21 protein-coding genes are annotated in these 25,610 nt (G+C 58.1%); 8 read left to right on the top strand and 13 right to left on the bottom strand.

Annotated features, from left to right (window positions below):
* Positions 1-152 precede the first annotated feature (152 nt).
* The 10 genes from ACA074_RS07725 to ACA074_RS07680 all read right to left on the bottom strand — a co-directional run bounded on the left by ACA074_RS07725 (position 153) and on the right by ACA074_RS07680 (position 16,207).
* Positions 153-2,123 carry a calcium-binding protein gene (locus ACA074_RS07725; RefSeq protein ID WP_497678730.1) on the bottom strand — a complete coding sequence of 657 codons (1,971 nt, stop codon included), beginning with the start codon at positions 2,121-2,123 and terminating at the stop codon, positions 153-155.
* 172 nt (positions 2,124-2,295) lie between these two features.
* On the bottom strand, positions 2,296-5,856 hold the full coding sequence (locus tag ACA074_RS07720) for a glycosyltransferase (RefSeq protein ID WP_497678729.1): 3,561 nt from the start codon (positions 5,854-5,856) through the stop codon (positions 2,296-2,298).
* A 96-nt stretch (positions 5,857-5,952) separates the two neighbouring features.
* Positions 5,953-7,518 carry a flagellar hook-associated protein 3 gene (locus ACA074_RS07715; protein WP_187677352.1) on the bottom strand — a complete coding sequence of 522 codons (1,566 nt, stop codon included), beginning with the start codon at positions 7,516-7,518 and terminating at the stop codon, positions 5,953-5,955.
* Positions 7,519-7,532: 14 nt separating this feature from the next.
* Complete coding sequence (flgK, locus tag ACA074_RS07710) at positions 7,533-9,593, bottom strand: flagellar hook-associated protein FlgK (RefSeq protein WP_497678728.1); 2,061 nt, start codon at positions 9,591-9,593, stop codon at positions 7,533-7,535.
* 22 nt (positions 9,594-9,615) lie between these two features.
* On the bottom strand, positions 9,616-10,911 hold the full coding sequence (flgJ, locus tag ACA074_RS07705) for a flagellar assembly peptidoglycan hydrolase FlgJ (protein WP_401271023.1): 1,296 nt from the start codon (positions 10,909-10,911) through the stop codon (positions 9,616-9,618).
* An 11-nt stretch (positions 10,912-10,922) separates the two neighbouring features.
* Positions 10,923-12,011: a flagellar basal body P-ring protein FlgI gene (locus tag ACA074_RS07700; RefSeq protein ID WP_489878734.1), complete on the bottom strand. Its 1,089-nt coding sequence runs from the start codon at positions 12,009-12,011 to the stop codon at positions 10,923-10,925.
* Positions 12,012-12,038: 27 nt separating this feature from the next.
* Positions 12,039-12,734, bottom strand: a complete 696-nt coding sequence (flgH, locus tag ACA074_RS07695; protein WP_187677349.1) for a flagellar basal body L-ring protein FlgH — start codon at positions 12,732-12,734, stop codon at positions 12,039-12,041.
* A gap of 52 nt (positions 12,735-12,786) precedes the next feature.
* Positions 12,787-13,572, bottom strand: coding sequence for a flagellar basal-body rod protein FlgG (gene flgG / locus ACA074_RS07690; RefSeq protein ID WP_187677348.1), 786 nt, complete (start codon positions 13,570-13,572; stop codon positions 12,787-12,789).
* Positions 13,573-13,617: 45 nt separating this feature from the next.
* Positions 13,618-14,358 carry a flagellar basal body rod protein FlgF gene (locus ACA074_RS07685; protein ID WP_187677347.1) on the bottom strand — a complete coding sequence of 247 codons (741 nt, stop codon included), beginning with the start codon at positions 14,356-14,358 and terminating at the stop codon, positions 13,618-13,620.
* Positions 14,359-14,644: 286 nt separating this feature from the next.
* On the bottom strand, positions 14,645-16,207 hold the full coding sequence (locus ACA074_RS07680; RefSeq protein WP_401268994.1) for a sigma-54-dependent transcriptional regulator: 1,563 nt from the start codon (positions 16,205-16,207) through the stop codon (positions 14,645-14,647).
* Positions 16,208-16,579: 372 nt separating this feature from the next.
* On the opposite strand from ACA074_RS07680, the gene phhA reads away from it, so the two are divergent.
* From phhA to ACA074_RS07650, 6 genes are all read left to right on the top strand, one after another.
* Complete coding sequence (phhA, locus tag ACA074_RS07675) at positions 16,580-17,371, top strand: phenylalanine 4-monooxygenase (protein WP_158830660.1); 792 nt, start codon at positions 16,580-16,582, stop codon at positions 17,369-17,371.
* A 69-nt stretch (positions 17,372-17,440) separates the two neighbouring features.
* Positions 17,441-17,797 carry a 4a-hydroxytetrahydrobiopterin dehydratase gene (locus tag ACA074_RS07670; RefSeq protein ID WP_003222798.1) on the top strand — a complete coding sequence of 119 codons (357 nt, stop codon included), beginning with the start codon at positions 17,441-17,443 and terminating at the stop codon, positions 17,795-17,797.
* Positions 17,797-18,990, top strand: a complete 1,194-nt coding sequence (locus ACA074_RS07665) for an amino acid aminotransferase (RefSeq protein ID WP_489878495.1) — start codon at positions 17,797-17,799, stop codon at positions 18,988-18,990. The genes ACA074_RS07670 and ACA074_RS07665 overlap by 1 nt, the downstream gene beginning before the upstream one ends.
* A 246-nt stretch (positions 18,991-19,236) precedes the next feature.
* Complete coding sequence (locus ACA074_RS07660; protein ID WP_262410290.1) at positions 19,237-19,368, top strand: hypothetical protein; 132 nt, start codon at positions 19,237-19,239, stop codon at positions 19,366-19,368.
* A gap of 72 nt (positions 19,369-19,440) precedes the next feature.
* A complete protein-coding gene (locus ACA074_RS07655; protein WP_187677343.1) occupies positions 19,441-19,623 on the top strand; it encodes a hypothetical protein in 183 nt (60 codons plus the stop codon).
* Positions 19,624-19,726: 103 nt separating this feature from the next.
* Complete coding sequence (locus tag ACA074_RS07650; protein ID WP_497678727.1) at positions 19,727-20,926, top strand: MFS transporter; 1,200 nt, start codon at positions 19,727-19,729, stop codon at positions 20,924-20,926.
* On the opposite strand, the gene arfB is transcribed toward ACA074_RS07650, so the two are convergent.
* Positions 20,923-21,336 (bottom strand): alternative ribosome rescue aminoacyl-tRNA hydrolase ArfB, encoded by a 414-nt coding sequence (gene arfB / locus ACA074_RS07645; protein ID WP_497678726.1) that lies wholly within the window; start codon positions 21,334-21,336, stop codon positions 20,923-20,925. The genes ACA074_RS07650 and arfB overlap by 4 nt on opposite strands.
* Before the next feature lie 140 nt (positions 21,337-21,476).
* On the opposite strand from arfB, the gene queC reads away from it, so the two are divergent.
* Positions 21,477-22,175 (top strand): 7-cyano-7-deazaguanine synthase QueC, encoded by a 699-nt coding sequence (queC, locus tag ACA074_RS07640; protein ID WP_489878492.1) that lies wholly within the window; start codon positions 21,477-21,479, stop codon positions 22,173-22,175.
* 64 nt (positions 22,176-22,239) lie between these two features.
* Here queC and ACA074_RS07635 read toward each other — a convergent pair whose 3' ends face one another.
* Together ACA074_RS07635 and ACA074_RS07630 are read right to left on the bottom strand one after the other, a co-directional pair.
* Positions 22,240-23,118, bottom strand: a complete 879-nt coding sequence (locus ACA074_RS07635; RefSeq protein ID WP_489878491.1) for a queuosine precursor transporter — start codon at positions 23,116-23,118, stop codon at positions 22,240-22,242.
* Positions 23,102-23,707, bottom strand: a complete 606-nt coding sequence (locus tag ACA074_RS07630) for a helix-turn-helix transcriptional regulator (protein ID WP_489878490.1) — start codon at positions 23,705-23,707, stop codon at positions 23,102-23,104. Before ACA074_RS07630 ends, ACA074_RS07635 begins: the two co-directional genes overlap by 17 nt.
* Before the next feature lie 532 nt (positions 23,708-24,239).
* Between ACA074_RS07630 and glyA the strand changes: the two genes are divergently transcribed.
* A complete protein-coding gene (gene glyA / locus ACA074_RS07625) occupies positions 24,240-25,589 on the top strand; it encodes a serine hydroxymethyltransferase (RefSeq protein ID WP_497678725.1) in 1,350 nt (449 codons plus the stop codon).
* Positions 25,590-25,610 lie beyond the last annotated feature (21 nt).

Genomic DNA, 25,610 nt, shown 5'->3' with positions numbered 1-25,610 from the left:
GCTCGTTTTATGGCGATTTGAGGGGGACTTGCAGGAAACGCGCCAGCTCGATGGACGCTGCGTCGGCAGTGCGACGGGCATAAAAAAGGGACGAATCCAACAGTGGACTCATCCCTTCATCGCGCACGCCTCAAGTTGAAGGCGTCAAAGGATCAACCAAATAGGGCGAAAGCGTCACCGGTGGCCGGCAGATCGTAGATCATGCCGTCGGCCGTCTGGATATGCTCGATGGTGTTGCCCTGCGCGTACCAGTTTTCCAGCTTCACGCCACTGGCTGGAACGCCGCTACTGCCATCATTGGCACTGTGCAAATAGGCGTCCTTGCCCACCCGAGTGACACTCAACTGGCTGGCATTGGCGATGGTGTTCAACACCAGCGTGTCGTTAAGACTGCTGCCATATTCCTGAATGGTCACCAACCCCGTGGTGTTCACGACATAGGTGTCATCACCCTCACCGCCACGCGCCTGACCACCCGTGCCCTGGCTGCCCACGAGGTTCAGGATCAGCAGGTCATCGCCGTTGCCTGCGGACAACGTGTAATAGCTGCCGGTGCCGGTCAGAACATCATTGCCGTCGCCGCCGTCAGCACTGCCCCGATTGACCGTGATAGTGTCATTTCCCTCATCGCCACTGGCAAAAGTAGCCAGGTCGTTGGCAGCGCTGACGATAACGTCATCACCCTCGCCCCCCCAAAGCGTATCGCCCTGCGGTGCCGTGCCGTCGAGACCGGATGCCAACCCGCCATAAATGTGATCGGCCCCTTCGCCACCGCGAATGAAATCGTTACCGGCACCACCCTCCAGATAATTGCCATTCGAATCCCCATCCAGCCAATCATCAAACTGACTGCCGCGCAGGCCTTCGATATCGTAGAACGTGTCACCCGAGGCAATACCGGTTTGTGAACCCCACGCCAGATTGATGTTTACCCCGGCATCACTGTCGTCATAACTGACAATGTCGATCCCCGCACCACCGTAAAAGGCATCACTGCCCGCGCCACCCGACAACACGTCATTGCCGGCGCCGCCCGTCAGCATGTTGTCACCGGCATTGCCATGGCCGGTGAAGTCACCCGTGCCGGTATAAGTCATGCGCTCGATGAACGGATCCATGGTCATCACTGACAGACTGGTATACAGCTCGTCCACACCACCACTCTCTATTTCGGAAATGGTCACACCGGTACTGTTGATGATGTAGACATCATTGCCCTGACTACCGTCAACCGTTACGCCACCGGTGTCGATCGTGAAATGGTCGTCCAGCAGGGAGCCGACGATTTTTTCCACATTGCTGACCAGACCACCGATACGCAGCTCAACACTGACAGCCTCCGATGAATCGGAATAGTTCAGAACGTCGTAGCCATCGCCACCATCGAACGCTTGCCCGGCTTCCTTGCCAAACAGTACATCGTCAAAGCCTGAACCCTGAATGGCTTCGATTCCGGTGAACGTATCACCGTTGGCGAAACCGGTAGACATCCAGCCTTGCGCCATATCAATGAACACGCCTTCACTACTGTCGGCGTAGCTGACCGTGTCAAAACCCTCACCACCAACAAAGTGATCCGCGCCGTTTCCCCCGAACAGCAGATCATTGCCGGCACCACCAATGATCAGGTTGTCACCGGCATTTCCATAACCGGTGAAATCGCCGGTGCCGGTGAAGGTCATTTTTTCAACGGAAGCGTCCATCTGCATGTTGTTGAGCGTCGTGCGGAGCTCGTCGTATCCACCACCTACTCCCTCAACAATTTTCACGTCATCGCTGCCAATGATGTAGATGTCATCGCCGTCCTGACCATCCAGAGTCAGTCCAGCGATATTGCCAATGAAGGTATCGTCGAATTGAGTGCCCATGACGCCTTCAATTTCGATCAACGTATCGCCTTCAGCTTCACCGCCATGGGCGATCACCGAACCATCCTGAAACTCGATACTGATCGCTGCGGCAGAACCACGGTAATCGACCCAGTCAAAGCCCTCACCGCCATTCAGCAGATCAGCCCCTTCCCCCCCATAGAGCAAATCCCCGGACTCCAGCCCGTAGAGTTCGTCATTGTCAGGAGTACCGATGAGGTAGTCTGCTTCACCCGTTCCATTTATCACTGCCATGTGTTCCTTCCTTGCGTTGTTGTTGAATCCTGTCCCTGGGGCGAGGCACTCCTCGCTTGAGTGGGCACACATTTGGAATTTATCGACCAGTGCCATTAAAGGCTGAGAGCAAGACAAAAAAAACGCAGGCAACCGTGAGGTCACCTGCGTTTTTTTGCCCGCCGAGTTCAGATCAATCCGGCAACCAGCCCCACAACCAATGATTGAGGTTGTCACCGCGTAACATGAAATCACGGTGCACCGCTTCCTTCAGTTCGTCGCCCATGCGGTAGCTGGCGTCCGGGTCGGCGAGGTGCATGCGAATCGCTTGCAGCCATTCTGCGGTGCTGTTGCTGTAGACCTTGGTGCATGGCAGGTGCCCGCGATAGGCCTCGGTGTCGGTGCAGATCACCGGGTAGCCGCAGGCACCGTACTCCAGCAGACGCAGGTTGCTCTTACAGTCATTGAAAATATGGAATTCCAACGGCGCCAGTGCCAGGTCGAGGTTCAGACTGGCCAGTTTGAACGGGTAGCTCTGCAGGCTGATGGCCGAATGAAATTCATGAATGTAGGGACGCAACTCGTCCGGGCACATGCCGAAGAATACCCACTCGACTTCGTTCGCCAGTTCCCGAACGACCTCGGCAATGATCTCAAGATCCCCCGAGTGGCTGGTGCCGCCACCCCAACCCACGCGCGGCTTGCTCGAGGTACGACGGTGACTGGTCAGGGTCGCCCACGGCTCCGGCGAAAGCATATTCGGCACAATGCGAATATCGCTGTGCATGCTCGACAACGCATCGGAAAGTGCCTGGGTGGTAACCACCACACGATCACACAGCGCAATACCTTCGCGCAGCATCTGTTCGGTGTTGACCGGTTTATTGCGCGCGTGGGTGTTTTTCTTTGGCGCACTGATCACGTAGTCGTCGAGTTCGAAGATTCGCAGCGCGCTGGAGTACTTCTTGATTCGCTGAATATCGCTGACCGCACCGTCGCTATAGCGGCATTGCAGAATGATCGAATCCGGGGCCAGACGCTCGATTTCGACGGTCGAAGGCGACTCGTAAGCCCAGCGGCCAAGCGCCCGGCCAGAGGCTTCAAGCTCGGCCAGCGGCCCGGTCACGCGGTAATGACCGACAGCCGAACTGTTGACCGGCAACCCGAGAATCAACGGCAAGTGACGGGAACAGAACGGATTCCAGTTATTGCGCAACGACGGCTCCAGACTGAAGCTCGACACGCCGAGGCTGAGCGACGGACTGTACGCCGGATCCTTGATGATTTTCGGCATCCACTGGCGATGGAACGCTTCTTCCTCTTTTTCAGAGAGGGCAAGCGGCGCATTCTCGGTCAACGGCGCAATCACGACACTGGCATAAGGCGTCCAGACCACCAGGTAGCCATCGCTGCCTGCCCGCAGACACAGATCGACGTCGCTCAAACCCCGCGCGAACGTCTCGCCATCGAACTGCCCGAGCGCATCGAAAACTTGCTTGCGGACCATCAGGCATTGACTGCTGACCGCGCTCCAGTTCTGCACCACGTGCAGACGCTGCATGTAGCCGCGAGAGCTTGCCGACTCACCGGCAAATGGCGAACCGACCGGCCCCGCCAGCCCCAGAATCAAACCGGCACTGACAATCGCCCCTTCAGGGCTGAGCAGGCGGGCACCGACCACGGCAACCTCCGGACGCCGGGCCTGGTTAAGCAGTTCGTCGAGCCAGTCGCTTTCATAGATCACCGCCTCGGCGTCGAGCAGCAGTAAATACTCGCCCCGCGCCTGATCGGCGGCGAAGTTACGGAGGGCGGCGACATTGTCGGCTCCGGCGTACTGCACGACCCGCAGCATCGAGGCGCCCAATTGAGCCATGGCAGCCAGCCATTCGATCATCGCCGACTCAGTGCTGCCGGTGTCGACCAGCAGAATTTCGTAGCGACTGTAGGCGGTATGCTCAATCAGGCTCTCGGTGCAACGCTGCAAGGCGTGCAACGAATCGCCGGCCTGAATGATGATCGACACCAGCGGATTTTCTGCGTGGTGATAGTCAACGCGGTTGATCAGCGGCATCTCTTCATGACGAATGCTGTAATCCACACCGATGCGCTGCAAATGCGCGCCGACCATCGCGGCGTTGTGATCGATCACTTCCGGCAGCGACAGCCACTGGGCATACGTCAGGCTGGACTCCACCTGAATCTCGGCGATGTGCTCGATGGTCTGCGGGCCGGCTTCTTCCACCAGGCGCCACAACAAGTCATGCGGAGCGAGTTCGCCATGGGCCGGATCGAAGCCACCCACAGCCAGATAGCGCTGACGCTCGAAAGCCAGAGCGCGTCCAACATAAGGGTAGGCGCGCATCAGATCGAGATTGAAGTCCGGCTTGAATACCGGTTCGATTGATTCACCTTCGATCAGCGCCCCCTCATCGCTGTAGGCACACAACAGGCCCGGCGTTGCGGCGATGCGCTCGGCCAGAATCAACAGCGCTGATTCGCGCAAGGTGTCGCCGGCACGCAGCAGGTAAAACCAGTCGGCACCTTCCAGTTGCGGGATCACCGCGTTGAGTTGCTGCGCCCAGTCGGCCTGAAACGGCAACCGCAGCACTCGCTCGCCGACATCGCACTGCGCATCCGAAAGCAGCACAACCGCCGCCGGTGCATAAAGCTGAGCCTCGATGGCGCGCAACGTGGCCTGCAAGGCTTCTATATCGCCGTCAGGGTCGATGACAATCGGCACAATCTGCGCCCGCGTCGACCAACTGGCGATGCGTTGCGGCATCTGCTGTTGCTCGACCGGCGAGAAGCAGCGGATCGACAGCCACTCCCGATAGAAATCGTCATAGCTTTCGCTTTCGGCGCCGACCCGGCCGCTGACCACGGTATTGCGGTTACCGAGAATGCGCGTCACGCACAGCTCTTGCCAGGCGTGGGGCTGATCATTGATGTTGGCCAAATCGATATAGCGCACCCAGCCAGCCGCCGGCGCGGCTTCGCCACTACGGGCAACAAGCATTTGCGCCAGCCACTCCCACTCCACTCGCGCTCGCTTGAGCATTTCCGGCGTACGGCTCAGCCGCTCCGGGTACAACCGCTCGGTGCTCAGCACGGTGTTGAGCGAGACCATATTGCCGCGGCGCATCAGACACACGAACAAGGCGAAATCGAGCGTGGCGACAAAACCTGCACCCTCTTGAATAAGCGCAGGCAGTAACTCCAGCACGTCGGCGCGACGCATCAACGCGGCACTGAAGTTGCCGACAAAATTCAACGGCGTGGATTCGAATATCGCCAGCATGTCGTCGCCCTTGAACAAGGCGTCGTTCGGGCTGAACCGGCAATTGTCAACGCGCGGCGGCAAGAGGAAATTGCCGGCGTCGCTGAGCATGCGCAAGGCAAACACCAGATTGGCATCAGCGTGATCAATCAGCACCTGCGCCTGCAGGGCAATGCTCGGCGCGAACAGTCGATCGTCATCGCACAACACTTTGACGAACTCGCCACGAGCCTCTTCGACGCAACGCAGCACGTTGTTCTGTAACCCCAGACGCTGCGGGTTACGCAGATAGCGGATCGGATGAGCCGGCTCGGCGAACGACTCGACAATCTGGCGAATCTGCTCATCGTCCGAGTCGTCACAAATGACGATTTCGAGGTGCTCATACGTCTGCGCGAGCGCACTCATCAGCGCCTGATCGAAGAAACGCGGGTTGAAGGCGGGGATGACGATACTGACGAGGGGGTGTTGATTCACGGCGGGAAACTCTCGAGCGGCGGGTCCCTGCCCTATTCAGGCAGGAACCCCGTAACCGCTTAGGAAAAGACGGTTGGCAGCTCGACAGGCACAGACTCAGATCTTGTTGAACAAGCCCAGTTGCGCAATCTTGCTGAAGGCCAGTTGCGAGGCTTGCAACATGGTTTGCTGCAGGGTCAGACGGGTCATGACCTCGGCCGGATCGGAGTCGCGGATCGACGATTGTGTCTGCGCGTTGGCCAGTACCAGCGACTGATTGGTATCGCTCTGGGTCACCAGCGACGAGCCACGACCACCGACCGAACTGATCGCACTGGATAACTGATCGGTGCCACTGGCGAGGTTGCCCAGACCGGAGGCCAGACCGGCCTGCAATTGCTGGATAGCCAGCGCATTGCCATTGGTTGGCGTGTTCAGCACGTTTTTCAACTGACTCACGCTGTCCAGAATGTTCTGCGTTTCGTGAGTATTGACGGCCACGCTGAACTGATCGTTGGCAGCCGGTGTACCGCTGATGTTGAAACTCACACCCGAAGCAGTGGCCACGCCTGCGACCACAGTGCCGCTGGACACCGGTTTGCTGTCAGCGGTCAACGGTGCAGCGTACAGATCGAACGCGGTCGCGCTGGTGAATTTCATCACCGCTGAACCGGTCGGGAAACTGGCTTTGTAGTCTGTCGAGTTGGTGACGCTGCTGCCGGTGATCTGGGCCGACGACGGGTTGCCCGGGCTGCGGGTGCCGGTGAAGGTGTCAGGCTTGGCCGCCAGTGTGAACGTGTGACCCGGCAGCACGGTGCCCGGTACATCGCCCGATTGCAGGTTGATGTTCAGCGTCAGGTCCACGCCCCGGAAGCTGACCGTCTGACCGGCCGTGCTTTTCGGATCGAACGCGCCACCCTGACTGGCTTCGGCCGTCACATCATTACCGGCCGAGTCAGTGATTTTGAGCTGGGTGCCGCTGACAAAATCAACAGTGTACGGCTCGCCGCTACGGAACTTGCTGTTGTAGCTGACGTTCGACGACACCTGACCGTTGGACAGAACCACGCGATTGTCATTGACCGCAGGCGCCGTCATGGTGACCTGGCTGCGGCTGGTGTTGACCGCTTGCTGGAAAGCTTCCCAACCGGTGGTGTTGGTGGCCATCTTCATGTTGTCACCGATCGCCAGATCGAGGGTCACCTGGTCGCCGTTGTAGGCGTAAGTGCCATCGTCATTGCGAGTGAACGGTACGGTGTCGCCCTTGGAGCCGGCGAAGATGTATTTACCGTTCTCGTCCTTGCTGTTCATCAGGCTGAGCAGTTGCTCTTCGATCTGACCCAGCTCGGACGCCGTGGCCTGACGGTCGGCGTCCGTGTACCCGGCGTTGCCGGCACTCACAGCCAATTCCTTGGCACGCTGCAGCACGTTGTTGATGCTGGTCATCACCGCTTCAGCGGTACCCAGTGTGCCTTTGATGGTAGTGGCGTTGGCTTCGTACTGATCAAGCATCGAAGCCTGTTGGCCCAATTGCAGCAGACGCGAAGCGCCAACCGGATCATCTGCCGCCGTGTTGACGCGAATCAGGCTGCTGGCCTCTTCGCTGCTCTTGACCACGTTGGCGAAGTTTTTCTGATAGTTGGCTGCCGAAGATTCGTAAAACTGGCCGGTAGAAATGCGCATGGATTACGACTCCCTTAAAGACTGTTGATCAGTGTGCTGAAAATTTCCTGCGCAGCCTTGATGATCTGCGAGGACGCGGTGTAGTACTGCTGAAACTTGACCAGGTTGCCGGTCTCTTCGTCGAGGTCGACGCCGGACAACGAATCACGCGCGCCTTTGGCGTTGGCCAGAATGGCGTCGGTGGCCGCGCTGTCGAGCTTGCCCTGGGCAGCTTTGGCGCCGACACCTTCGACCAGTTTGCCGTAGGAGTCGGTCAGGGAAATACCTTTGCTGGCCGAACCGGTGTCCACTGTCTGCTTGGTCTGCAAGTCAGCCAGTACACCGCCGTTGCGGTTGTCCAGTGTGCCCGGCTGGCTGAGGCTGACATTGATCGCCGAGCCTTTGCCTGGCGAGCCGGCGACGGTCATATCGAAACTGACGGTGTACTGGGTGGCCGGAGCTGGCGGGATCGCAGCGCCGGTCGAGTCCTTGAGCGGAATACTCAGGTTCAGGGTGTTGTTCTGGCCCGGCTTGATGGTGCCGCTGCTCAACACACCGCCCTTGGCATCGAGTAGCTGGTAACCCTGACTGGTGCCGTCCGCCGAAGGATCGCCAAACACCACTTTGACCGGCGTCGAGTACTTCATGCCGTTCTGCATCGCCGTGGTGGTGGTGGCGTCGTAGATATCGAACTTCGTGGTAAGGGTCGGTTGACCGCTGGCCGGAATAGTCAGCGTGCCGCTGCCGCCGGGGGCAATGGCAGCGCCCAACGGAGCTGCGATGGCCAGACGCTTGGAGTCGGTCATCTCGGTCTTGATGTTGGCCGCCGCGCTGCGCGTCGGGGTGATCTTGAACGTGTCGCCCGCCGCCGCCGTGCCGCCAGTGAGTTTCAACGAGAAGCCGTCGATGACCGGAGGCGGGTTGGTGGTGGTACTGAACGCGCCCATGGCGGTGCCTTCCGGCAGACGCTGCACGGTGTAGTCCGTGGCGCTGGTGAAGGTCACTTTGTAATCGTTGATGGTCAGCTTGCCGGTGTCTTCGATGCTCACATCGAATTTGCCGGAACCTGCGCTGTTGCCGATAGTGGCGGTGCTGCGCGCAGACATGTTCGCCGCAGTATTGATACTGGTGAACAGGCTGCCGCCAAAGTCACCGTTCTTGTCGATGCCTTGCGCCTGAATCGTGTTCATCTGATCGGCAACGACCAGTGCCACGCGGCCCAGCTCGTTCATCGCAGGGTCGAGCACGGTGCTGCGATAACGTAGCAGGCCACCGATCTCGCCACCGGTGATGCCCGAGGTGATGTCGACAGTGCTGGAGCCGTTATTGAGCTGCAGGGCCATACGCGATGGGTCGGTCTTGCTTGGCGTGACTTCCAGCTTGCTGACCGTGCTGCCCATCACCAGCGGCTGACCGTTGCCCAGATATATATCCATGTTGCCGCCACGCTCGACGACCTGCGCACCGGTGAAGGTCGACAGTTGGCGAATGGTCTCGTTACGCGCGTCGAGCAGCTCGTTGGGCTGGCCACCGGAGTTGGAAATTTCGGAGATTTTCTGGTTCAACTGAGCGACAGTGTTCGCCAGTTTGTTGACCTGATCAGCCATGCTCGTCAGGTTGCCGTTGATGTCCGAGTTCTGCGCGTTCAACTGGCTGGAAACCGAGTTGAAGCGCGCGCTCAAGGCTTGGGCATCACTGAGCAGCAGTTGGCGCGAAGCATCATCACCCGGCTTGGCGTTGACGTTCTGCACCGAGGCGAAAAACTTGGTCAGCGCGCCATTGAGGCCGGTGCCGCTATCGGACAGCAATTTGTCGAGCGGAGTGACCTGACCCAGGTAAGCCGCCGCATCGCTGTTGAGCGAAGTGGTGGTCTGCAACTGGGCGTCGATGTAGCTGTTGTAGACACGGCGCACGTCGGCCAGGGTCGTACCGGTGCCGATCCAGAGGTTGCCGTTCTGAATCGAGCTTTTTGAATTCTGCACGGTTTGCTGGCGCGAGTAGCCGGCCGTATCGACGTTGGCAATGTTGTTGCCCGTCACCATCAAAGAAGATTGGCTAGCGGATAAACCCGACATCCCGATGTTGAGCAAACTCATGGTTCAAACCTTACTTTATGTTTTATAGAGGCGTTGTCGAAACGCCCGCCGCAGCGTAGTTCTGGTTAACGTTCATCTGCTTGGCAATCTGCGAAATCTTGCTTGCGTAGTTCGGGTCGGTGGCGTAACCGGCCTTTTGCAACTCGCGTACAAACTGTTCTGGGTTATCGGCCGACTTCAGCACTTCTTGATAGCGATTATTGCTCTGCAGCAAAGTCACCAGATCGTGGAAGCTGTCCTTGTACGAGGCATAGGAACGGAACTCGGCCGTCTCCTTGACCATCGCGCCATTACGGAACTCGCTGGTGATTGCCCGGGCCGAATCACCCTTCCAGTTGCTGCTCGCCTTGATACCGAACAGGTTGTGGCTGCTACTGCCATCCTGAGCACGCATGACCGACTTGCCCCAACCGGTTTCCAGTGCGGCTTGCGCCACTAGGTAACGCGGATCGACGCCGATACGAGCGGCGGCTTCCTCGGCCATCGGCAGCATGGTGTTGACGAATTCGTCGGCAGAACTGAAGGCTTTTTTCGCCGGCGCCAATGGAATCTGCGCCATCGCCCGGCCGTAAACCTGCATCTGCCCACCGGAGGCTTTGTCAGCCTCGGCGCGTGCCAGCCAGTCGCCGTTGTACAGCGGACCTGCGCCAGTGGTGGCGGCAGTCGTGGCACGCTGTGGCAATTGCGTTGCGGCGCTTGTCGTGGTGGCCGAAGGCACCAGGCCTGCGAGCAAACGATCGGCCAGTTTCGGCGGCAGAGCCAAACGGCGCTGGTTGATCAATTCCATGTCGTTGCGGTGGGCCAATTGCGTGTTAGGCGCATTGACCGAACGCGAGGCCCACAGCGGACGCTCACCATTGAGGCGCGACAACGGGCCATTGGTGGCGACGGTGCCAGCGGCAATCGGCGTTGCCACGGCAGCGGCCTTGGCTTTGGCTTCTTCCTGCTTGGCGGCGGACGCGGCCGCAGCCTCACCCGGCGCCATTGGTTTGTTCTTCGACATCTGGCGCATCAGCACGTCGGCCAGACCGATACCACCGCCCTCGCGGGACATGGAAACGGCCAGTTGCTGGTCGTACATTTCCTGATACTGCTTGGCGGCCGGCGTGTTGAGAGGATTGTCCTCACCCAGGGCATTGGTCGCCGAACGCATCGATTTGAGCATCTCGCCGAGGAACAGCGATTCGAATTCCTGCGCAACTTTGCGCATGTTCGCATCACTATCCTTGTCACCGACCTTTAGCTGGTTCAGACGATTGAGGTCAGAGTAAGAACCCGAATCGCTGCTGCTGACCAGACCGCTCTTGCGCATATCCATAGTCGTCGGCCTCAGATCACGATCAGGTCGGCTTGCAACGCGCCGGCCTGCTTCAGTGCTTCGAGAATGGCCATCAAGTCACCCGGTGCCGCGCCGACCTGGTTCACCGCACGGACGATCTCGTCGAGGGTGGTGCCCGGGCCGAACTTGAACATCGGTTTGGCTTCCTGCTCGGCGTTCACACGGGAACGTGGCACGACAGCGGTCTGGCCGTTGGACAGTGGGCCTGGCTGGCTGACGATCGGGTCTTCAGTAATGGTCACGGTCAGGCTGCCGTGGGTTACGGCGGCCGGCGAGACTTTCACGTTCTGACCGATGACGATGGTGCCGGTGCGCGAGTTGATGATGACTTTCGCCACCGCCTGACCCGGATCGACTTCGAGGTTTTCCAGGATCGACAGGTAGTCGACACGCTGGCTCGGATCGAGCGGTGCGGTAACGCGGATCGAGCCGCCGTCGATGGCCTGAGCGACACCAGGGCCGAGCATGTCGTTGATCTTGTCGACGATGCGTTTGGCGGTGGTGAAGTCGGAACGGTTGAGGTTCAACGTCAGGCTATTACCCTGATTGAAACCGCTCGGCACCGAGCGCTCCACCGATGCACCGCCAGGGATGCGACCAGCCGACGGAACGTTGACAGTGATCTTGGAACCATCTCGCCCTTCAGCGTCGAAACCACCCACCACGAGGTTGCCCTGGGCGATTGCATAGACGTTGCCGTCGATACCCTTGAGCGGGGTCAGCAACAGGGTGCCGCCACGCAGGCTCTTAGAGTTACCGATCGAGGCAACGGTGATATCGACCTGCTGGCCTGGCTTGGCAAACGCCGGCAGATCAGCACTGATGGACACCGCCGCGACGTTCTTCAACTGCACGTTGCCCGATCCCGGCGGCACTTTGATACCGAACTGCGAGAGCATGTTGTTGAAAGTCTGCAGGGTGAACGGAGTTTGCGTTGTCTGGTCACCGGTGCCGTTAAGCCCGACCACCAGACCGTAACCGATCAATTGGTTGGACCGCACGCCGGAAATGCTGGCGATATCTTTCAGCCGCTCGGCTTGTGCATTGAAGGCCGCCGACAACATAACGGCGGCCAGCATCAGGCTCTTGAAATTCAACGTAGCCACCTAGAAAGGGAACAGCGGGCTGAGGAAGAAACGGTCGAACCAGCCTGGCTGACTCGCATCGGCAAACGAACCGGTGCCCGAGTAGGTGATGCGCGCGTCGGCGACACGGGTCGACGAAACAGTGTTGTCAGTGGCGATGTCATCGGCACGCACCAGACCGGCGATCCGCACCAGCTCATCGCCCGTGTTGAGGGTCATCCACTTCTCGCCGCGCACGGCGATGATACCGTTGGGCAATACGTCGGCCACGGTCACGGTGATCGAACCGGTCAGGGTATTACCCTGCGCAGCCTTGCTGTCGCCCTTGGTCGCGCGGTCTGCGCTGTAGCCGGCGTTCAGGCTCAGGTCATTGCTGCCCAGCGGGTTATTGGTGGTCAGACTGGAACCGAACAACGAAGTCAGGCCGACCGTGGTATCGCTGTTCTTGCCGATCTGCGAGTTAGCGTTTTTGCTCGCCTGGGTTCTCTCGTTCAGGGTGATGGTGATGATGTCACCGACCCGGAACGCCTTGCGATCGCTGTAAAGGTTCTGCTCGAAGCCGGCCTGATAGATCGAGCCGTTGTTGGCGGCCGCCGGCAACGGCGTGCGCGGCAACACCGGGGCGTAGTAAGGGTCATTGGGCTTGGGCGTCGGAGCGACGCAGCCCGCGAGCGAGACGACTCCACTCAATGCCAGAACAGATACGAAGCGATTCATGACCCTACCTCACGGTGTTGCAGGCGACCTCATGGCCGCCTCATAGACTTGATTACAGATTCTGCGTTACGAACGAGAGCATCTGGTCGGCGGTGGAGATCACCTTGGAGTTCATCTCGTAAGCGCGCTGAGTGGTGATCATGTTGACCATCTCTTCAACGGTGCTGACGTTGGACGTTTCCAGGGTGTTCTGCAGCGTGGTACCGAAACCGTTCAGGCCCGGAGTACCGACTTGCGGCGCGCCGGAAGCAGCGGTTTCCAGGAACAGGTTGTTGCCCACCGCTTGCAGGCCGGCCGGGTTGATGAAGTCGGCGGTTTGCAGGTTGCCAATCACTTGGGAAGCCGGGTTGCCGGCAACGGTGATCGATACGGTGCCGTCACGGCCGACGGTGAAGGTCTGGGCATCGTTCGGAATGACGATGGCTGGTTCCAGAGCGAAACCGCTGGCGTTGACGACCTGGCCATTGGAATCGAGGTGGAAAGTACCGTCACGGGTGTAGGACGTGGTGCCATCCGGTTGCAGAATCTGGAAGAAACCGCGACCGTCAACGGCCAGATCCAGCGGCTGTTCGGTGGTTTGCAGGCTGCCGGCGGTGAAGTTTTTCTGCGTGCCGACAATGCGCACACCGGTACCCACTTGCAGACCCGACGGCAGTTCGCTGTCCTGGGTCGACTGGGCGCCTGGCTGACGCTTGATCTGATACAGCAAGTCCTGGAACTCGGCGCGGTCGCGTTTGAAACCCGTGGTCGAGACGTTTGCCAGGTTGTTGGAAATGGTGGTCAGGTTAGTGTCCTGGGCGGACAGACCGGTTTTGGCAACCCATAGAGCCGGAAGCATTCGATTCTCCTCGTGCGCCTGTTTTACGGCGCGACGTTCTGATAATTAGCTGATCTGCAAGACCCGAGCCATGGCTTGGTCGTCGTCTTTGGCGGTGTTCATCATCTTGACGTGCAACTCGAACTGCTTGGCCAGGGCCAGTACCGAAGTCATTTCTTCCACGGCATTGACGTTGCTCGACTCCAGGAAACCCGACACCAGTTTGACGTTGGCATCGATCGGCGCAGGCTGGCCGTCCTTGGTGTAGATCGAGCCGTCGAGGCCCTTGTTCATGTTCTTGATGTCCGGGTTGACCAGTTTGATCCGGTCGACTTCCGCCATGACGCGCGGGCCTTCGCCCATCGCACGAATACTGATGGTGCCGTCTTCGCCGACTTCGATCTGCTGCTCGGGTGGCACGGCGATCGGACCGCCATTGCCCATCACCGGCATACCGTTGCCGGCACGCAGGACGCCGAGGGCGTCGACATTCAGGCTGCCGGTACGCACGTAGCTTTCGCCGCCGTTGGGATTCTGCACGGCGATCCAGCCATTGCCGGTCACGGCGACGTCGAGGTCACGGCCGGTCTGCACCAGCGAGCCTGGCGTGAAATCAGTGGCGGGCCGTTCGCTCAGGGCAAACGCGCGCGCCGGAAAGCTGTCACCGAACACCGGCATCGAACGCGCCTGCTCCAGGTCGCGCTGAAAACCGTTGGTGGAGATGTTCGCCAGGTTGTTGGCATGAGCCTTCTGCGCCAGTGCGTTCTGGCTGGCGCCGGTCATTGCCACATAAAGGTACTTGTCCACACTCTTTCCTCTGCATGCCGGACGTTTGCCGCCCACCGCTGTACTGCTGAGCCATAAGCAATTTGCAGACCAACTTTTTTCTGGCGGCTTGAGGCCCGGCAAACAAAGGACTTGAGGGGTATTGCGGGGAATTGGGAAATGTATCGAAGTCGAAAAACCGGCGGTGTTATGCCGCTTCGCGGCAATCGACCAAAAGATCGCAGCGTGCCGCAGCTCCTACAGGAATCCGCATTCCAACTGTAGAAGCTGCCGAAGATTCGGGCCGCGTCCGGACGATCTTTCGATCTTAGGCTTCAGGCTCTTTGCCCACCTCATACTCACGCAACTTATTGGCAATGGTCGTATGCGAAACCCCGAGGCGCTTGCCCAATTGCCGACTGCTCGGGTGCTCGGAATACAGACGTTCCAGCACGGCCTTCTCAAACCGCCCGACGATCTCGTCCAGCCCACCTTCAAGGGAAAAATCGCCAAGCGGCTGACGCACGCCATAATCCGGCAGGCGAATATGCTCGGCCTTGACCGTGCCGCCATCACACAGCGACACCGCCTGAAACAGCACGTTCTCCAACTGCCGCACATTACCCGGCCAGTGATAATGACTGAGCCGATCCATGGCCGTCGGCGCCAGTTTTGGTAGCGAACAGCCGATCTGTCGACTGGCCTGATCAAGAAAGTGCTCGACCAGCGGCGTCAAACCGTCGAGGCATTCGCGCAGGGGTGGAATATGCAGCGAAAGCACGTTCAAGCGATGGTACAAATCCTGGCGAAATTCGCCACGAGCGCACAACTCGGACAAGTCCACCTGGGTCGCGCAGATCACCCGCACATCCAGATAAACCTCTTCATCGCTGCCGACGCGACGGAAGCAGCCGTCCTGTAAGAAGCGCAGCAATTTCACCTGCAAGCGCGGGCTCATTTCGCCGACACCATCGAGAAACAGCGTGCCACCCGCCGTCAACTCCAGCAGACCGAGCTTGCCCTCAGCACGCGCACCTTCGAAAGCACCGGGGCCATAGCCGAACAGCTCGGTCTCGGCCATCGACTCCGGCAGGCCGGCGCAGTTGAGCGCCATCAGCGGCGATTGTCCGCGCGGACTGGCGAGGTGACAGGCGCGTGCCAGCAACTCCTTGCCGGTGCCGGTTTCGCCTTCTATCAATAGAGGTGCATCAAGGGGCGCCATGCGACGCGCTTCGCGCACCACCGCCGCCATGACTTTCGAGCTTTGGAAGATGCTGTCGAAACCGCGCAACTCCTGCTTGCGCACGTTATAGATGCGCTCGCCGACACGGTCGGCGCGATGCAAGGTCAGCACCGCACCGGCCATGGCTTCGCTGTCGTCGTGCTCCGATTGCAGCGGAGCGATGTCGGCGAGAAAAACGTCACCCTTGACCTTGACCCGCATGCCGTTGATTCGCGATTTATTGGCGCGCACCAGTTCCGGCAGGTCGAAATCTTCGGCGTAGCGTGACAGCGGAATCCCCGGCACCTCGTCGACGCGCACGCCGAGCAACTGCGCCGCCGCGCGGTTGGCGGCGACAATCGAGCCACCCATATCGATCGACAACACCGGAAATTCCAGCGCACCGAGCAGTGCGTTCAACTCCATGTGCCGGCGCTCGCTGGGCATCAGCCCTACCCGCTTGACGCCGAACACCCCGGCAATCGCTTCGAACTTCGGGCGCAACGCCTGGAACTGGATGTTGATCAGGTTCGGGCAATGCAGATAGATCGCGTTGCCATGCTCACCACCAACCTCGCCGCGCGCGACGTTGATCCCGTACGCCACCAACAGGTTGAGAATGTCGCGCAGGATGCCGATGCGGTTTTGGCAGTGGACTTTGATACGCATATAAAAGGCCCGAAAACGATGATTAACCTGTACTAGCGAGCCTGCTCGCGATGAGGCTAGCCCAGCCAACTTCCTCATTGACTGATACACAGCAATCGCGAGCAGGCTCACTCCTACAGGGGGGTTGCGCCAGACTTTTCTGTCGCAGCGCGCAGATAGTTGTCAAGATTATGTGACAGCAATGACCCTTTTCAAACCTGCAAATCACTGCAAACGCGAGATATCCGTCAAAGCGTAACGATTACTTTACGAATTAAATGGAAAATTCCTACGCGAAGGCGATTCAACCTGCTGCACATCAACGCGCTCTCGGGTAATTCTGAGTCCATCGCTGGACATAACAAGAACGAATTCCCCTAGCAGGAGAGCAGTATGAAGCAGACGCAATACGTGGCCCGCGAGCCCGATGCGCAAGGTTTTATCGACTACCCCGCCGAAGAACATGCGGTGTGGAACACGCTGATCACTCGCCAACTGAAAGTGATCGAAGGTCGTGCGTGCCAGGAATACCTGGACGGTATCGAAAAACTCGGCCTGCCCCACGACCGCATCCCGCAACTGGGCGAGATCAACAAGGTGCTCGGCGAGACCACCGGTTGGCAGGTCGCGCGCGTTCCGGCACTGATTCCGTTCCAGACCTTCTTTGAATTGCTCGCCAGCAAGCAATTTCCCGTGGCCACCTTTATTCGCACCCGCGAAGAGCTGGACTACCTGCAAGAGCCGGACATTTTCCACGAGATCTTTGGTCACTGCCCGCTGCTGACCAACCCGTGGTTTGCCGAATTCACCCACACCTACGGCAAGCTCGGCCTGCAAGCCACCAAGGAAGAGCGCGTGTATCTCGCGCGCCTGTACTGGATGACCATCGAATTCGGCCTGGTCGACACCCCGCAAGGCAAGCGCATCTACGGCGGGGGCATCCTCTCCTCACCGAAAGAAACTGTTTACTCGCTGTCGGACGAGCCCGAGCATCAGACCTTCGATCCGCTGGAAGCCATGCGCACGCCTTATCGCATCGACATCCTGCAACCGCTGTACTTTGTCCTGCCGAACCTCAAGCGTCTGTTCGACGTGGCCCATGAAGACATCATGGCCATGGTCAAGCAAGGCATGCAGTTGGGTTTGCACGCACCGAAATTTCCGCCGAAGCCGAAAGCGGCCTGAGCAGAACCCGCTCGCGACTTGCGCGCAAAGATAGTAATTTCCAACAAGAATCGAATTCAGGAATACACCATGTCAACTTTGAACCAAGCCCACTGTGAAGCCTGCCGCGCCGATGCGCCACAAGTCAGCGACGAAGAACTGCCGATCCTGATCAAGCAGATCCCTGATTGGAACATCGAAGTTCGCGACAGCATCATGCAGCTGGAAAAAGTCTTCCTGTTCAAGAATTTCAAGCACGCGCTGGCGTTCACCAACGCCGTCGGCGAAATCTCCGAGGCCGAAGGTCACCACCCGGGTCTGCTGACCGAGTGGGGCAAAGTGACCGTGACCTGGTGGAGCCACTCGATCAAAGGCTTGCACCGCAACGACTTCATCATGGCCGCGCGCACTGACGAAGTGGCCAAGACCGCAGAAGGACGCAAGTAATGCACTTCGACGCCATCGGCCGGGTGCCCGGCGACCCGATCCTCGGTTTGATGGAGGCGTATGCGCAGGATGCCAATCCGCGCAAATTCGACCTCGGCGTTGGCGTCTACAAGGATGCCCAAGGCCTGACCCCCATCCCTGAAGCGGTGAAAATCGCCGAAGCGCGGCTGGTCGAGAGCCAGGACACCAAAACCTACATCGGTGGCCACGGCAACCCGCTGTTCGGCAAAGTCATCAATGAGCTTGTGCTGGGTGGCGACTCGAAACTGATCGCCGAACAGCGTGCAGGCGCCACCCAGACCCCGGGCGGCACCGGTGCCCTGCGTCTGGCTGCCGACTTCATCGCCCAATGCCTGCCGGGCAAAGGCGTGTGGTTGAGCAACCCGACCTGGCCGATCCACGAAACCATTTTCGCCACGGCTGGCGTCAAGGTCAGTCACTACCCTTACGTGGGCAGTGACAACCGTCTCGACGTCGACGCCATGCTCGCCGTGCTCAACGAAGTGCCAAAAGGTGATGTGGTGCTGCTGCACGCGTGCTGCCACAACCCGACCGGTTTCGACCTGAGCCACGACGACTGGCAGCGCGTGCTGGACGTGGTGCGCCGTCGCGACCTGCTGCCACTGATCGACTTTGCCTACCAAGGCTTTGGCGACGGTCTGGAGCAGGATGCGTGGTCGACCCGCTTGTTCGCCGCGCAAGTGCCGGAGTTGCTGATCACCAGTTCCTGCTCGAAGAACTTCGGCCTGTATCGCGACCGTACCGGTGCGCTGATCGTCTGCGCGAAAACCGCCGACAAGCTCATCGACATCCGCAGCCAACTGGCCAACATCGCCCGCAACCTGTGGTCAACGCCACCGGATCACGGCGCGGCCGTGGTCGCGACCATCCTTGCCGACCCGGAGCTGAAAAGCCGCTGGGCCGACGAGGTGGAAGCCATGCGTTTGCGCATCGCGCAGTTGCGCAGTGGTTTGGTGGAAGCGCTGGAGCCGCACGGTCTGCGCGAGCGTTTTGCACACATTGGCGTGCAGCGCGGGATGTTCTCTTACACCGGCCTGTCGCCGGAGCAAGTGAAACAACTGCGCGAGCATCACAGCGTGTACATGGTGAGTTCGGGCCGGGCGAACGTGGCCGGTATCGATGCGACACGTCTGGCGCTGCTGGCCGAGGCCATAGCCAACGTCTGCAAGTAATACCGCAATACCCCTGTAGGAGCTGCCGGAGGCTGCGATCTTTTGATCTTGTTTAAAAGCAGGATCAAAAGATCGCAGCCTTCGGCAGCTCCTACATTGGTTTCGGCGACCTGCCTCCCTGCGGCCATTTGTCGCAATAATTCGAATTAAAAGTCTGATTGTCATTTTTCCTGCTGTATCCTGCGCAGGCTTTCCAAAAGCGCGGATCTACCAGATCTATCAACAGACTTAGCGAGGAGCGCAACCATGCACGAGATTCCTAATCTCCCCTTCCCAAGCCTGCACGTACCTGAGCAGACGACCACGCAACAAGCCGGTGCCCAACAGCCCGAGTCGAAAGAAGCCGTTGAGAGCCGCCCGGCCGACAGCGAAGAGTAAAACCCGCCGTACAGACCGTGTGGAAAGCGCTAACATGCGCTTTCCACACTGCCTGAATGCCCGAGCCCTGCCATGACCGACGAATTCTCCGAAAACCAAGCCGCCGTTCTGATCGGTGCCACCGAGAAAATGATCGAGATCTGGAGCCGACTCTCCCCCGAAAAGCAGGCCGCTCTGCTCGCCCGTTTTGGCAGCGAAGAAAACGCCCTCGCCGCACTGGTCACCACGCAACTGGTCGCCCCGGCCAAACCCTGAAACCGCCGTCCGGCAAATAGTTTTACTTTTCCCCGCCCCAGAGCCGTTCGCGTCGGTATCATAAGCAGCCTATCTAATCTGCTGCTCCCGTGGACCTTTACCCATGTCGTTCTTCAAGTCAGAGCCCCAGCGCCCCCTGGCGGTCACGCTGCAAGTCGTTTCCATCGTCCTCTTCACTTTCATCGGCTACCTGAACATCGGCATTCCGCTGGCTGTATTGCCGGGCTATGTCCACAGCGACCTGGGTTTCGGCGCAGTAATCGCCGGTCTGGTGATCAGCGTGCAATACCTCGCCACCCTGCTCAGCCGCCCTTACGCCGGCAAGATCATCGACAACAAGGGCAGCAAACTCGCGGTGATGTATGGCTTGGCCGGGTGCGGTTTGAGCGGCGTGTTCATGCTGATTTCGGCGTGGACTCCGAACATGCCGATGCTCAGCCTGATCAGCCTGTTGATCGGTCGACTGGTGCTGGGCAGCGCGGAAAGCCTGGTCGGTTCCGGCTCGATTGGCTGGGGGATCGGCCGCGTCGGCGCGACGAACACCGCCAAGGTGATCTCGTGGAACGGCATCGCCAGTTACGGCGCACTGGCCGTCGGCGCACCGTTCGGGGTGTGGCTGGTCGGCCAACTTGGCTTGTGGAGCATGGGCGTCAGCATCATTTTGCTGGCGGCGTTAGGCCTGCTGCTGGCATGGCCTAAGACTGCCGCGCCGATTGTCATCGGTGAGCGTCTGCCGTTCATGCATGTGTTGGGACGGGTCTTTCCTCACGGTTGCGGACTGGCGCTGGGTTCGATCGGCTTCGGCACCATCGCCACCTTCATTACCCTGTATTACGCCACTCAGCATTGGGACAACGCGGTGCTGTGCTTGAGTCTGTTCGGCGCCAGCTTCATCGGCGCGCGCCTGCTGTTCGGCAACCTGATCAACCGCCTCGGCGGCTTCCGCGTGGCGATTGCCTGCCTGTCGGTTGAAACCCTCGGCCTGTTGCTGTTGTGGCTCGCGCCGGATGCGCACTGGGCATTGGCCGGTGCGGCATTGAGCGGTTTCGGCTTCTCGCTGGTGTTCCCGGCGCTGGGTGTGGAAGCAGTGAATCTGGTTCCAGCGTCGAGTCGCGGCGCAGCAGTCGGCGCCTATTCGTTGTTCATCGACTTATCGCTGGGGATCACTGGACCGCTGGCCGGGGCAATTGCTGCCGGATTCGGCTTCGCCTCGATCTTCCTGTTCGCCGCCCTCGCCTCCCTGAGTGGATTGGCGTTGAGCGTGTATCTGTACAAGCACACCGCAAGATACCGGGAAGACTAGAAATCCACCTTGCCACGCCCGGCCTTGATACTGCCGCGCTTGGTTTTCGACTCGAGCCGACGCTTCTTCGAGCCGAGCGTCGGCTTGGTCGGACGGCGTTTCTTTTCGACTTTGGTGGCGCTGAGGATCAGCTCGACCAGACGCTCAAGTGCATCGGCACGGTTGGCTTCCTGCGTGCGGTGCTGCTGGGCCTTGATGATCAACACGCCATCGCTGGTAATACGACTGTCGCGCAACGCCAGCAGCCGTTCCTTGTAGAACTCGGGCAAGGACGAGGCCGAAATATCGAAGCGAAGGTGCACGGCACTGGAGACCTTGTTGACGTTCTGCCCCCCGGCGCCCTGGGCGCGAATGGCCGTCAATTCGATCTCAGCATCCGGCAGATGCACGTTGTTGGAAATCACCAGCATGGAAAAGCGTCCGTATTCAGAACGCGCAGGATACCGCGAAACAGATGCCGGGCTTGCTCGCCATTTGAATCAGGCCGCCACCGTGTTTGAGTTACCATTCCAAATCTTGCCCTTACTACATCAATGCAGGAAGCATAAGCATGACCAACAAAGCAGTTATCGTTTTCAGCGGCGGACAGGACTCAACCACCTGTTTGATCCACGCACTGACTCACTACGATGAAATACACTGCATCACGTTTGACTACGGTCAGCGTCATATCGCCGAAATTGAAGTCGCGCAGCATCTTTCCAAAAAGCTCGGCGTGACCGTGCATAAAACCCTTGATGTGTCCTTGCTCAATGAGCTGGCGATCAGCAGCCTCACGCGCGACAACATTCCGGTCCCGACCGTGAATAGCTCCGGAGAAAGCCTGCCAAGCACTTTCGTGCCGGGAAGAAACATTCTTTTTCTGACCCTGGCTTCAATCTATGCCTATCAAGTTCAGGCTAAGACGGTCATTACCGGTGTTTGTGAAACAGACTTCTCTGGTTACCCCGATTGCCGGGATGAATTCGTCAAGGCACTGAATAAAGCCCTTGAGCTAGGCATGGATTATAAGTTGCAACTTGAAACGCCACTGATGTGGCTGAACAAGGCAGAGACCTGGGCCTTGGCGGATTACTATAACCAGCTGGAACTGGTTCGCGAAGAAACACTGACCTGTTACAACGGCATCAAAGGCAGCGGATGTTCCGATTGCGATGCATGTAATCTTCGCGCGAAAGGGCTGAATGAGTTTCTGACCAACAAAGAACAGGTTACGCGCAGCCTGAAAGCGAAACTGAGTTTGAAGTAAACCCACAGCAAGAAGCGCTCACTAAAGCATGAAAATATCATGCCCAGTGAGCGCCATCCTTCATTTATTGCGTCTGCGCACCTGTCAGATATTTCTTAAACAAAGACCTCGCGCCGTAGGCTGGCAAAATATTAAAAAACGCGAAGCCTACCTTTATCGCAATCTGAACATAGATCATGCCGAGTATCGCGCTGTTCTCCATCGTTCCGTAAAAGGCGATATAGCAGAATAGAAAACTATCGATGATCACCGCAAACAACGTACTTAAGAACACTCGCAAAAACAGAAATCTGGAATTGGTGAGTTCTTTTATCTTGCACAACAAATATGAATTTATATTCTCGGAAACCAGAAACGAAACCGAAGAGGCTACCAGGACTGCAGAGAGTTGACTGATAACATCATTGTAAGCCCCATCAAGCTTCCAACCCGGCAGCCCTGGAAGATGGGTAGTAATGGCCAGCAAGATGATAATGGCCGCATTACTGATGAAAGCAAAGAGAATCGCCTTTCGCGCGAGCCTGAGGCCGAACGTCTCATTCAGCAGGTCAACGATCAGAAACGTCAGCGGATAAAGAAAGGTCCCCGGCGTGACGACAATATCAAAATATTCCAGATAGATCGGCTTCGTGGCGGCAATACTGGTAAAGATGTAAAGCGTGAACAGCATCAGGTTCAGGATGATGTAGATCATCCAAGAACTCTCGTGACGGTCATTTATTTCGTAGGCGGTGAGCGCTCCGCCCTGGGAATAAAACTTCTTGTACAGGTTTTTCACTTCTATTTTATTTAGATTATCCATAATCTCACTATTCAACACTTCACTTAGCTTTATTTTGATTATTTTTCCGGTCGCAATGACCATAATGACGGCCAGGCTTTTTCCATTCTCAAACCCTAGCAGCTTGTACTTGCTGTTTTCCGTTTCAACGCTGCAGTCCATTAAATCGTTCCTCGATTATATCCCCGACAACACAAACACGATCAGAGCCAGCGTCAACTTCATGGGTAATAAACATTTTGCCTGTGAGTTTGTCATACACCAGCTTTTCCTTATCGCTGCTCGCCGCCCCCTTCTGCACGATCAATAAGTCGCCCGGCTCATTCATACCCCTGATCTCATTCTCCAGCAGCACGCCTATCAAGTTGAAGGATGTACCGAAGTAGTAAGTCAGTGGGTAAATCGTGGCCAGTTCACCAATTCTTTTGTCAAGACTCTGGACAACCAGGCTTTCCTTTATCACTGGCACGGCCGCTGGATTCATGTTTCCCTGCGGCGAAATGCTGCTGTCTATTATTTCTTTCTCTTCAAAGTCGATCGTCTCTATTTCCTCATAAGAAACCCCGAAGAAATCAGAAATCTTGCGGACAGTGGCGTGCTGTACATTGACCACCTTGCCCTCAAGAATGTTGTAGATGGTCGTTCTGGTCAATCCACTGGAATTGCACAGAGACAACTGCGTCTCGCCCCTGCTCTTTATCAAGTATTTGATATTGTTTTTCAGATTCTCCGATCTTTCTCTTCTGTGCATAAAATGCTTACCATCTTTTTATAAAGGCAATTGGAAACACGCCACGAGTGATCATTCAGTGGTCACAGGCAAACTATGCAGATAGTTGTACTGGTGTTAGAGCCGCGAGAGATCATAGCATTCTCCATCCTTGGTTCCGGTACAAAAAGTCATCTGAAAAACAGCGCATGGTGCAGCTTCGCAGGATCACTTCGCAATCTGTAATGACTCGTTAATTCACTTGGCCTCCCCCCGAGGCTTGGAGCGCCCAAGCTCCCGACCTGCAGTTCTACACCCACCTACCGGACAAAAAGAATCATTTTCTTTGAACAATGTTCATTTTTTTGATTAATTTTTCTGGCGTTCCCCAGTGAAAAATCTATGATGCGTCGAGCAACCCGCTCCTCCACCAACAAACGGCGGCCATGGAAACGGGTTATTCATACAGGGATAAGTTTGCGCGTACTGACGCCAAAACACGGAATCCAACTGTATAGCGCTCAGCCAACACGGACGTACGCGAACACGCGAAACCAGGGAAGGAATAGCAATCATGGCAGTCACTACCGAACCGCTTGTAAACCAGGCTGACCTACTGCAACGAGGCCTGGCGGAACTTCGAACTGAAGATGCCGAACTGGCGGCGATCCTCGACGCTGAAGTCGCACGCCAACACCAAACATTGTCACTGGTCTCTTCCTCCTGCGCAGTCAAGCCTCGTACTTTGGTGGCATCCGCGTCAGCGCTGGTCAACGTGACGGCCGAGGGCATGCCCGGCAGGCGCTATAACGCAGGGTGCGAGAACGTCGATCTGGTCGAGTCGCTGGCCATCCGCAGAGCTCGGGAGCTGTTCGGCGCCCAATACGCAAACGTCCAATCACACTCGGCATCGAACGCCACTTACCAGGTGCTTACTGCTTTGCTCGAGCCGGGCGATACCCTGCTGGGAATGGCCGTTGAACACGGCGGGGATCTCACCCACGGCAGCTCAAAAGCCTTCTCGGGCGCCTACTACAAAGCGATCCAGTACGGGACGACTTCAGAGGGTGTCATCGACTACGACAATGTGCGCAGACTGGCCCTTGCTCACCGCCCGCGCATCATCATGTGCGGCGCAACAGCCTATTCGCGGGCCGTGGATTTCGAGCGCTTTCGCGAAATTGCCGATGAAGCCGGGGCCATTCTGCTCGCTGACATTTCGCATATCGCCGGACTGGTTGCCACGGGACGGCATCCCAGCCCGATCGACGTCGCACACATCACGACGACCTGCACACACAAGCAACTGGCGGGACCTCGCGGCGGGTTGATCCTCTCGGGTCGTGACGCGAACACCAAGGTTCCCGGCTTGCGGATAACCTTCCGTCGCGCCCTCGATCAAGCGGTGTTTCCGCAAATGCAGGGAGCGCCAGCCGTCAACATGATCGCGGCCAAGGCTGCCGCGCTGGGCTACGCAATGTCTGCAGAGTTCGACGCGTACATGTCGCGGATTCGCACCGCAGCCGATGAACTCGCCAGTGCGTTTCAGGCCCATGATTACGAGGTAGTGGGCGGGCGCAGTGAAAACCACACCGTACTGATTCGCTTGCGTGGCGGCATTACTGGTGCCATTGCCGAGTCGGCGCTGGAGCGCTGCGGGATCATCGTCAACAAACATCGTGTTCCCGGCGAGACCCGACCTGCCCTCATTACCAGCGGGTTGCGCATCGGCACCGGCTCGATGGCGCAACGTCACATCGACGGCAAGGGATGCCGTGAAGTCGTCGATTTGATCTGCCAGATCCTCGACAAGGTGACGCCGCTCGGCGAGCAGGAGTACACACTGGAGCCCTCGTTACAGGAGCAATTCCGTTCTCAGGTCGAAGCGTTGTGCAAGGCCTATCCCATCGCCGATTACGTATAACGGCGAACACAAAAAACCCGG

It is taken from the genome of Pseudomonas sp. LBUM1655 (assembly GCF_059716085.1).
This window is presented reverse-complemented; position numbering and strand designations above follow the sequence as displayed.

Excerpts from the sequence above, each read along its gene's own strand:
- arfB (WP_497678726.1), bottom strand. The coding sequence starts at position 21,336 with ATGCTGGTGATTTCCAACAACGTGCATCTGCCGGATGCTGAGATCGAA.
- ACA074_RS07630 (WP_489878490.1), bottom strand. The coding sequence starts at position 23,707 with ATGCACAGAAGAGAAAGATCGGAGAATCTGAAAAACAATATCAAATAC.
- ACA074_RS07700 (WP_489878734.1), bottom strand. The coding sequence starts at position 12,011 with ATGCTGGCCGCCGTTATGTTGTCGGCGGCCTTCAATGCACAAGCCGAG.
- flgK (WP_497678728.1), bottom strand. The coding sequence starts at position 9,593 with ATGAGTTTGCTCAACATCGGGATGTCGGGTTTATCCGCTAGCCAATCT.
- ACA074_RS07715 (WP_187677352.1), bottom strand. The coding sequence starts at position 7,518 with ATGCGCATTTCTACCGGCCAGTTTTACGAATCTTCGGCAGCCAACTAT.
- flgH (WP_187677349.1), bottom strand. The coding sequence starts at position 12,734 with ATGAATCGCTTCGTATCTGTTCTGGCATTGAGTGGAGTCGTCTCGCTC.
- ACA074_RS07670 (WP_003222798.1), top strand. The coding sequence starts at position 17,441 with ATGTCAACTTTGAACCAAGCCCACTGTGAAGCCTGCCGCGCCGATGCG.
- ACA074_RS07635 (WP_489878491.1), bottom strand. The coding sequence starts at position 23,118 with ATGGACTGCAGCGTTGAAACGGAAAACAGCAAGTACAAGCTGCTAGGG.
- queC (WP_489878492.1), top strand. The coding sequence starts at position 21,477 with ATGACCAACAAAGCAGTTATCGTTTTCAGCGGCGGACAGGACTCAACC.
- ACA074_RS07660 (WP_262410290.1), top strand. The coding sequence starts at position 19,237 with ATGCACGAGATTCCTAATCTCCCCTTCCCAAGCCTGCACGTACCTGAG.
- ACA074_RS07650 (WP_497678727.1), top strand. The coding sequence starts at position 19,727 with ATGTCGTTCTTCAAGTCAGAGCCCCAGCGCCCCCTGGCGGTCACGCTG.
- glyA (WP_497678725.1), top strand. The coding sequence starts at position 24,240 with ATGGCAGTCACTACCGAACCGCTTGTAAACCAGGCTGACCTACTGCAA.
- phhA (WP_158830660.1), top strand. The coding sequence starts at position 16,580 with ATGAAGCAGACGCAATACGTGGCCCGCGAGCCCGATGCGCAAGGTTTT.
- flgJ (WP_401271023.1), bottom strand. The coding sequence starts at position 10,911 with ATGGATATGCGCAAGAGCGGTCTGGTCAGCAGCAGCGATTCGGGTTCT.
- ACA074_RS07665 (WP_489878495.1), top strand. The coding sequence starts at position 17,797 with ATGCACTTCGACGCCATCGGCCGGGTGCCCGGCGACCCGATCCTCGGT.
- flgG (WP_187677348.1), bottom strand. The coding sequence starts at position 13,572 with ATGCTTCCGGCTCTATGGGTTGCCAAAACCGGTCTGTCCGCCCAGGAC.
- ACA074_RS07725 (WP_497678730.1), bottom strand. The coding sequence starts at position 2,123 with ATGGCAGTGATAAATGGAACGGGTGAAGCAGACTACCTCATCGGTACT.
- ACA074_RS07655 (WP_187677343.1), top strand. The coding sequence starts at position 19,441 with ATGACCGACGAATTCTCCGAAAACCAAGCCGCCGTTCTGATCGGTGCC.
- ACA074_RS07680 (WP_401268994.1), bottom strand. The coding sequence starts at position 16,207 with ATGCGTATCAAAGTCCACTGCCAAAACCGCATCGGCATCCTGCGCGAC.